Annotated in this window: 8 protein-coding genes; all 8 read left to right on the top strand. The window is 38.8% G+C overall.

Features of this window, described 5'->3' with window-relative positions; all coding sequences use genetic code 11:
• Positions 1-406: 406 nt before the first annotated feature.
• Positions 407-1,042, top strand: coding sequence for an NAD(P)-dependent oxidoreductase (locus EKM98_RS11470; RefSeq protein WP_125982704.1), 636 nt, complete (start codon positions 407-409; stop codon positions 1,040-1,042).
• Positions 1,043-1,601: 559 nt separating this feature from the next.
• Complete coding sequence (locus EKM98_RS11465) at positions 1,602-1,913, top strand: DUF2316 family protein (RefSeq protein WP_125982703.1); 312 nt, start codon at positions 1,602-1,604, stop codon at positions 1,911-1,913.
• A 416-nt stretch (positions 1,914-2,329) separates the two neighbouring features.
• Positions 2,330-3,808, top strand: a complete 1,479-nt coding sequence (locus EKM98_RS11460) for a helix-turn-helix domain-containing protein (protein ID WP_125982702.1) — start codon at positions 2,330-2,332, stop codon at positions 3,806-3,808.
• Positions 3,809-4,364: 556 nt separating this feature from the next.
• Entirely contained in the window at positions 4,365-5,885 is a 1,521-nt protein-coding gene (locus EKM98_RS11455; RefSeq protein WP_125982701.1) for a hypothetical protein, read from the top strand.
• A 17-nt stretch (positions 5,886-5,902) separates the two neighbouring features.
• Positions 5,903-6,274, top strand: a complete 372-nt coding sequence (locus EKM98_RS11450; protein WP_125982700.1) for an LPXTG cell wall anchor domain-containing protein — start codon at positions 5,903-5,905, stop codon at positions 6,272-6,274.
• Between the two features lie 15 nt (positions 6,275-6,289).
• On the top strand, positions 6,290-7,012 hold the full coding sequence (locus EKM98_RS11445) for a WxL domain-containing protein (RefSeq protein WP_125982699.1): 723 nt from the start codon (positions 6,290-6,292) through the stop codon (positions 7,010-7,012).
• A 153-nt stretch (positions 7,013-7,165) separates the two neighbouring features.
• Positions 7,166-8,050 (top strand): DUF916 and DUF3324 domain-containing protein, encoded by an 885-nt coding sequence (locus EKM98_RS11440; RefSeq protein WP_125982698.1) that lies wholly within the window; start codon positions 7,166-7,168, stop codon positions 8,048-8,050.
• Positions 8,005-8,220, top strand: a complete 216-nt coding sequence (locus EKM98_RS11435) for a hypothetical protein (protein ID WP_125982697.1) — start codon at positions 8,005-8,007, stop codon at positions 8,218-8,220. Before EKM98_RS11440 ends, EKM98_RS11435 begins: the two co-directional genes overlap by 46 nt.
• Positions 8,221-8,420 lie beyond the last annotated feature (200 nt).

The following is an 8,420-nucleotide window of genomic DNA, read 5'->3' as shown; positions in this document are numbered from 1 at the left end:
TTAATACTAATATATACAAAAAAATCCGTCATCGATAACAGAATTAATCTATTACCAACAACAGATATTGTAGAGCCCCGAAATTTCGGTAGCGTTTTTATATGGTAGAATTTATCCAGTTATTCAGTGAATAAAAGCTGGTTAAAAGTTTTTTGGCAAACCAACTCGGCTATTAATGAGTGGAAAGTGGGACAAAATTTGATTTTAAGTTTATTGTGTAACGTAAGCTCATCCAATAACTGTACTGTGATTATTGGATGAGCTGTAGTTGGGCGGGCAGAACTCGGATTTTTGGTGCGTGTTCTAGCGTAATTAAGCGGCCAAAACTTTTGTCTCATCTTCTAAGTAGTGTTATAGTAACAGCCGGAACCTGATAAATTCGAATAAAGCTTGGAGGTTATTGTTTATGCAAATTGGAATTATTGGTGCAACTGGTAATGCTGGTAGTGCAATTTTTAAAACGGCCGAAAAAAAAGGGCACACGGTTACCGCAATCGTACGTAATAAGGCTAAGGCACAAAAAATGTTTGGAGCCGATGCCAAGATTTTAGAAAAGGATGCACTTGCGCTGACGTATAACGATTTACATAATTTTGACTACGTCATTGATGCATTTGCGTCACCAAAATCTTACCAACATTTAGATTTAGCAACGCAGTTAATTACTGAATTTCGGGAAGATACGCATACAACATTACTTTTTATTCTTGGGTCTAGCTCATTGCGCGATGAAGAAGGCAATTTATTGTTAGATAGCGTTTTGAAACGTGCTGCAGGGCAACCTTGGATTGGGACGCCAATTCAGCAAACACATGAATATAATTATTTAAAATGGGTTGATAATGTTAAATGGACGGCCGTTTCACCGCAGATCGAATTTGTGGTGGGACCAGCAACCAGTTACCGTCTTGGAACGGATAATGCAATGACTGATAGTAATGGTAAAGCAACTGTGTCAACAGGTAATTTTGCGGCGGCGATCGTTGCTGAAATAGAAGAACCAACACACTTGCATCAACGCTTTACAGTTGTAAATAATTAGATATTTAACCGGTGTAGTGACGCTTTCAGGAGCGTTGTTACACTATTTTTATAAACTAATTTTATTTATGATACATATTAAATAATATGTATCATAATTTTCTTTAGTTTTCGGTTTGTCGTCTCTATAATAGTAAATGGTCATGGGATATTGCTTTATACAAAACAGATCTTAATAACTTGAAAGGGAGTGCGCCAAAAGTCGGTTTTGAGTTTACTGCGTAACGTATGCTAATCCAATAACCGTACTATGGTTATTGGATTAGCGATAGTTAGGCACTTGAATCCAGACTTTTGGTGTACGTTCTAGCATAATGTTAGGAAATAATAAGCAACTAGAACTTTTGTCCTGGCCTCATATTATGCGTTTTGGAGGGTGACATGTTTCGGGTGTACGAAATTCGTGGCAGAAGAATGCCAGTAAAAATCCAAGCTTGTTGGGCGGCCGTTATGGAGAGAAAATCAAATCTGGCGCTCATTTTACCATACTTGTCACGTACAACTTGTAAATCTTGTGTAGCACAAAAAATCATCATTAAAAACTTCAGGAGGTAGTATTTATGTCATTAAATCCACAACAAATTAAGAATACGATCAACGAATTACATGAAAATTTTGTCCGCAGTGGTCTAACCAAAGATCAGGTGGCCAGTGACTTGGATATCAGTATGACCAAGCTCGATCATTTATTTAGTTTGACGCAGCAATCAATGGATGATCCATGGATTCTCCGTAATTATTTGAATGATAAAGTAGAGGAAAATGGTCAAGAACCAGTACCTTATTCAGCATTAGTTGGTGACTGGCATCAATATTGGTTTTTAAATACCCGGGCAATCGATAAAGGTGAAATCACGGCCGGCGATCTTTAAGTAAACATTAGCGCTATATTTAAACATCATTAATTGACCAGTTTGTAGGTTATTTTATTTAATCATTACTACTAAAAATTACTGTTAAATGAGGACCAGTAAATCGTGGATTTTGGAACGGCCAGCCCACAATTTACTGGTCCTTTTGTGCATTCAAAATGGGCCGCATTCATAGTTAATTTCAACAATAGATTGTTGCTTAACTTACTTAACTATGAATTTTGGGATACCCTTGTCACTGAGCCAACTGTTTTTAGAAAATGATCACAATCCGCAATTTATCGTAATTCTTACAAAAATGATAGACTTGACATATAAGCTAAAAATTTGAGAATATATTAATTTAGCACTGAATAAAAATGTAACTTCATGAATACTAACGCCAGACTAATCGTTTAACTGGGGGAATAAATGGCATGTTAAAAGAAGATTTATTAGATAAATCTGAACGGGCCTTAACGCGGCTGATTGAAAAGCTTTACCTTGCGGAGCATGCGCTATCTAAGCAGCAATTAGCGCAGGAATTACAGGTTTCACAAAGTACCTTAAATCGTTATAGTCAACGCCATCAGGAAGACTTACAGGTCTATGAACCAACCCACAGTGCTAGTCTAATTGACACTGGAATGGCACTGCAATTTACCACAAAAGGACAATTATCAGTAGAACAATTTATTATCGAAACATACGTGCAAAAGTCAATAAATTACCGGTTATTGGTTCTAATTTACCAGCAACCAGGTGTTAGTATGTTTAATTTGGCCAATGGACTCAATATTAGTGAAGCTTCTTTGTACCGCCGGTTAAAACAAATACGGCCTGTTCTTGCGGAGTTTAAGCTAACGGTTCAAAACGGCCAATTAATTGGTAGCGAGTTACAGGTAAGATACTTCTATTATTGTTTGTTCGGTCTATCAGGCTATTCAGTGGCCTCAACGCCAGCGATTCATGACTTTATTCACTGTTTGCAAGAAGAATTGGGGTTTACTTTCTCAAAATCGGCCCGCCGACACGTTAATCGCTGGTTACAAATTTCTAATCGACGTGCCCGGCAGTCAGTGATTATGGATGCAACCATTCCAACGCACATTCGTGAGCTATACCAAAATAATGTTTTGTACGGCAAGGTACAACATTGCTTTCAACAATTTTTTAAAATTACCCGGCCGTTTGAAGTCGAATCATTATGTACGATGTTAATCAGTTTAGCGGTTTTTAACAGCAAGAATCAGATTGTTTCCCGTTTCTCACTTATTAATCGGAAAAATCAAACGGGGCTAAACCAAATTGTGCGCAGTATTGAAGCCGAATTTTTTACTGCATTGAAAATAACGTCTGATGAGTGGCCCTTTGAACTTTCAAAATTTTTATTTGATATTTGTGCCCGCCCCTATTGTTTTAACGGGACTATTTCTAGTTTTGATCAGCAATATACGCAGTATTACGAAACAACAGTATTCTCAGCCAATGTGGGTCAACTAGTTACCGTTATTCATGATCGTTTGATGAAGAGCAGCCGGCCGCAATTACGAAATTTAATTCAGAATAATTGGTTGTATTTTGACCAGAGCTTTCACTTGGTTTTACGTGAATTTCAGTATCAGCAACAGCGCGAGATCTTTATTGGTTTGGATACAAGCCTTAACGCACACTTAGAACGAATTCTGCGTGAGGAGTTAGAGCAGCAATTCAGGACTGATTTAAATGTAATCGTCATGTTATACCAACCGGGATACGCTTATGATTTAGTGGTGACCAATACGGCAACCAGGGCTTATGACGACGCCGACCACACTTATTGGATTGCTAATTTGGGAAATCAAAGCGACATTAAAAATATTCATGATTTAATTCATCAAAATTATTATGATGGTTTGCTGGAACGTCATTCTTAAATTTACTCATGAAAGGGTTAGAATCTGGTCTTGATTTACAACGTAATTCACTAGTTTTGAGTGATGGCACAGTAGTACTTAATTAAAGTTAAACACTCAAAATATGCGCGGATGGTTACATTAGAAAGTGCTTAGATTTTACTGCGCAAGGACAATAAATTATTTGTGAAGGACAGAAATAGTTTTCAATAACACTTTGAATTATTTTTTGGTCATATTTGGGCTAAATAAATTATAAAAAGTAACTAAATAAGCTCAGAAATTATGAAAAATAGACCTTATAAACTGCTAATTACCGTGATTAGCTTTTTATAAGGTCCTTTTTATATTCACATCGATTAATTTATGCTTTTAAAATATGAATAAATTGTGAAGTAAGTGTGATGATTGGCGCTAGAAATACCGTAATGATAAGTATAATCGACTTATAACTATCAAAAAAAAATAGATTTAGTCGATTAAATGAAAGCGCATAAGTTGCTTTTGCTGCTAGAATTTGGGTTGTAATAGAGGAAGTTATTAAACCTATTTTTCAAAGTTGGGAGGTGATTGGCTTTTGAAGAAAATAGTTGAAGTTATGTTGCTAATCCTAGGTGGCTTTCTTTTAATCGTTTGCCCAACCGACAGTTTAGCAAACCAACCAGAGCTGATTCTGAAACAGCCGCAGCAGGCCTTAGTTGTCGGTGAAACGGCAGATTTTAAGTTAGATGTAACTGGTGCGACGGAGAAGGATCAGGTCAAAATTACATTACCAGAGGGGGTGCAATTCGATCTAGCTAGGGTGGTTGATGAAAAGACTGATTATGAAGTTGATCAAGCAAAACCGCAACAAATTACCTTAACACTAACTAAGATAGGCGCAACACAAACTATTAATTTACCAGTAAAACTTCAGACGGCAGGCGATTACCAAATGACCGCACAATTTGCAAATGGTCAGGCGGCCAGTAATCCATTAGCGTTTACCGTTGCTGCACCTGCAAATACTGAAAGTAGCAGTTCACTTCCAAGTGTTAGCGAGGTGGCAAGTAGCAGTTCGATTACCAGTGAAGCAGCCAGTAGCAGTTCAGATAGTTCCGAAGTGGCCGCTAGCTCAGTAGCAAGTAGTGAGGAAAAAAGCAGTGAAAAAATAAGTAACGAGGCCACAAGTAGTAGCACCAACGCGAATAGTAGTTCAAGCAGTAGCGCGGTAAAGACTGATAGTCCGGCTAAACAAACTGTCAAAGAAACTGATGGTGGAAAGTCTGCCAGAGCAACCTATACAGTTAAAGTTGACCAACAAATTTTGTCTGGTGGTCTAAGTGATATTTATTATTACGAAAATAGCACGGGTGTGACGTTAACCGGGAATATTACGGACTCGATTAAGGAGACACTAACTATGGCTTATATTCCTAAAAAGATTTCTGGTGCTGGACCTAATCCCCCTGGAAATGCAGTGTCCCAACCGTTAGGGACTATTGTTACTAATGGAAATAACGTAAAAACACCATTTTCAATTACAATCCCCGCTGCAAAACTGGCTCCCTTTGCTAGCGGACTAGGTAGTATTTATGGTCTGCGATTCGATGTAAGCACTGGTAAAGGAGACACTATTAGTAATAATTTCCGGCTTATTTATGTGAAAGGGACACTTAATCTTGTAGCACCGAGCCAGATAGACTTTGGAACCATGTCGGCAGACTTCGCAACTAAACCAACAGTTATGGGGAAAATTACTGATGCAACACAAAAATTGGCAGTTGAAGATACACGAACAATCCCCACTGGCGCTCAATTAACTGGTTGGAAAGTGACTGCTTCATTAGTGAAGCAAATGACTAGTACAACTTCTAGCAGTACCTTAACGAATAGTCTGCACTATTTAGCTGGTGGCACTGATTATACCTTGAGTAGTGCGGCGTCACCAGTGTATGATTTACCGGCGGCAACCACAGGGAAAACAACCTCCATTTCTGGCGGTTGGAATGAGAAAACTGGATTGGCTTTTGAACCGCAGCCAGGGCAGCCTAAGACTGGTGAAAAATATAGTGGGACTGTCAATTGGAACTTACAGGAAACGCCAGCTAATAAATAGTTAAGGAGGATAGGCAAATGCTTTCAAGAAAATTACTGTTAGGATTAGTTCTCAGCAGTGCCTTTTTAGTGGCAACGCCGATTCGGGCCGAAACTAATACTGACGCTTCGATTGGTTTTCAGGCAGGACAGACTGACGTTAAACCCGGAGGTGAGTCACCAACGAATCGGCCAGATAATGGTGGTCAGATAACCGCAACTGATACTGCAACTAACAGTCGGAAAAATCAGAACGCAGTACCAACCAAAGGTGCGCATACACAGGCGACCTTAATGTTACCCCAAACTAGTGGTCAATCCACATGGTTTTTAAGCCTGATTGGCATTACTTTAATCTCTTTAGTGGCAATAACCAGTCGTATTTATCAATTAAAACAAACCAAACAATAAAGGAGCTCGAATATTATGAAAAAACTATCTTTACTCACTTTGGCCGCAGCTGGTGGCCTATTAATCAGTGGTGGTATCTCAGGAACAGCCTTGGCAGCAAGTACAAGTACAGCGAACACAGACGCAACTGCTAGTTTTACGGATAACACAGACCCAACTAATCCAGTTGATCCAGAAGATCCAGATATCGACAACCCCGGTGGTGGTGGCGAAACTGAAAACCCTGGGCCATTAAGTCTTGATTATGCGTCAAATCTTGATTTTGGTACTAATGCCGTACCAAAAACTAATACCACCTATACGGCCAAAGATGATCACAACAAGGATGGTAGCACAACTTTCGCTAACTACGCACAGGTAACTGACCAACGTTCTGGTGCCGTTAAAGGCTGGTCATTGACCGTTTCTGAGGATGCTCAGTTTAAGGCAGCAAAAAGTGGGACTGAATTAACTGGTGCCGAACTGAGCTTAGGTAAAGGAACTACAAAAACAACTTCAGATAATAGTGCCACTGGCGGGACAGTAACTTCTAGTGAAGCCAAATTAAGCACTGATGGTGCAACCACTCAGGTAATGAATGCGGCCACTGGCAATGGTTTCGGTACCTGGGTTGATAGCTTTGGCACAAAAGACAACTCAAGCGTTAAACTTATGGTTCCGGCGGCGGCCCATCCAGAAGCAGACGCGTATAATACAACGTTAACTTGGAATTTAGAAGATACACCTGCTAACGCGTAAAAATTAATTATTATTGCTAGCAAGTGACTAAAAGACCATTCAAGTTCTGGATATTAGACTAGTTTTTTAGCCACGTCTACGCTAAATTTGACGAAAAATAATTTCAAGGCACATTAATCAGTAAAAATTAAATTGTCATTGAGGAAGAAGTGATTGACTTTGTTACGGAAAAAAACTTGGCTAATTGGATTGTTCCTGTTAATTGGATTGTTCGTTGTAGTTCAACCAGCGGCAGCCAACGAGTTAACTTTTGGTGTTCAGGCCAATTTGCCTGATAATCAAGTTGATCGAACTGTTAATTACTTTGATGTTAAGCTCAATCCTGGGCACAAACAACAAATAAGCGTAACTGTGAATAACAGTACGGCCAAAGAAGTAAAAATAAAGCCAACTGTTAGTCAAGCGACAACGAACTTAAACGGGGTAGTTGAGTATAATAAGGGAATTGCTAAGTCTGATAAGACTTTGAAGTATAAAATTACTGATTACGTTCAACCTACTGAGAAGACATTAACCTTAGCACCACATGAAACCAAGCAGCTTAAATTGAATGTGGTGATGCCTGATCACGCTTTTAGAGGAGTTATCGCCGGTGGTCTGAGACTGCAAGATCAAAATCAACTTGATGCTCAAAAAAAGCAGAAAAAAGGGACTACCGTACAAAATCAATACGCCTACCTCCTTGGCATTGTGCTTCAACAATCAACTAAGAAAATTACACCGCAACTTAAATTAGGTAAAGTTACCGCCACACAAACTAACTACCGTAACGTGATTACGTCAGAGTTACGCAATGTTTCGGCAATGTACATTAATAAGTTCTCCGTTAACGCAAAAGTTTTACAAAATGGCAAGAAAATCTATCAACAGAAGAGTACGAATTTACAACTGGCACCTAATTCTGTTTTTAGTTACCCATTACGTTTGAACGGTGAGCGTTTGAAGGCGGGAACTTATCAAATGGATATTATAGCTAAATCTAAGGGCCATACTTGGCACTTCAAGAAGCAGTTAGTGGTAAAACGGCCGATAAATTGAATAAAAGAGACGTTTCAATTAAGCCTGATCACACATTGCTGTACACGTTAATTGGATTTGGTATCTTACTAATACTTGGTGGACTCATCTGGTTCATCATGCACCGTAAGAGTCGTAAAATGCGCGAAGAAAATCAACGCTTAAAAGATGAACTGGCACAGAAAAAGTAGCCAGTAAGTGTTGAAAAGAGTATTTACTCTAAACTGGTACATTTCCATTTCAGGTGTGGGTTCTTTCAATAAAGGAACACCTTGTTTCTTAATCGTAATTGGGCTACTATCTTATAGTAATAGAAGAGGCTGTGACATAAGTAAGTTTAAATAAGACGTGGCACTGGAAAAATCGAATATTCGATTTTTCCAGTGCCACG

Source organism: Loigolactobacillus iwatensis (assembly GCF_003950295.1).
Taxonomy (GTDB): Bacteria; Bacillota; Bacilli; order Lactobacillales; family Lactobacillaceae; genus Loigolactobacillus; species Loigolactobacillus iwatensis.
This window is presented reverse-complemented; position numbering and strand designations above follow the sequence as displayed.

Coding starts and splice junctions, on each gene's coding strand:
- EKM98_RS11470 (WP_125982704.1), top strand. CDS start 407: ATGCAAATTGGAATTATTGGTGCAACTGGTAATGCTGGTAGTGCAATT.
- EKM98_RS11465 (WP_125982703.1), top strand. CDS start 1,602: ATGTCATTAAATCCACAACAAATTAAGAATACGATCAACGAATTACAT.
- EKM98_RS11460 (WP_125982702.1), top strand. CDS start 2,330: ATGTTAAAAGAAGATTTATTAGATAAATCTGAACGGGCCTTAACGCGG.
- EKM98_RS11450 (WP_125982700.1), top strand. CDS start 5,903: ATGCTTTCAAGAAAATTACTGTTAGGATTAGTTCTCAGCAGTGCCTTT.
- EKM98_RS11445 (WP_125982699.1), top strand. CDS start 6,290: ATGAAAAAACTATCTTTACTCACTTTGGCCGCAGCTGGTGGCCTATTA.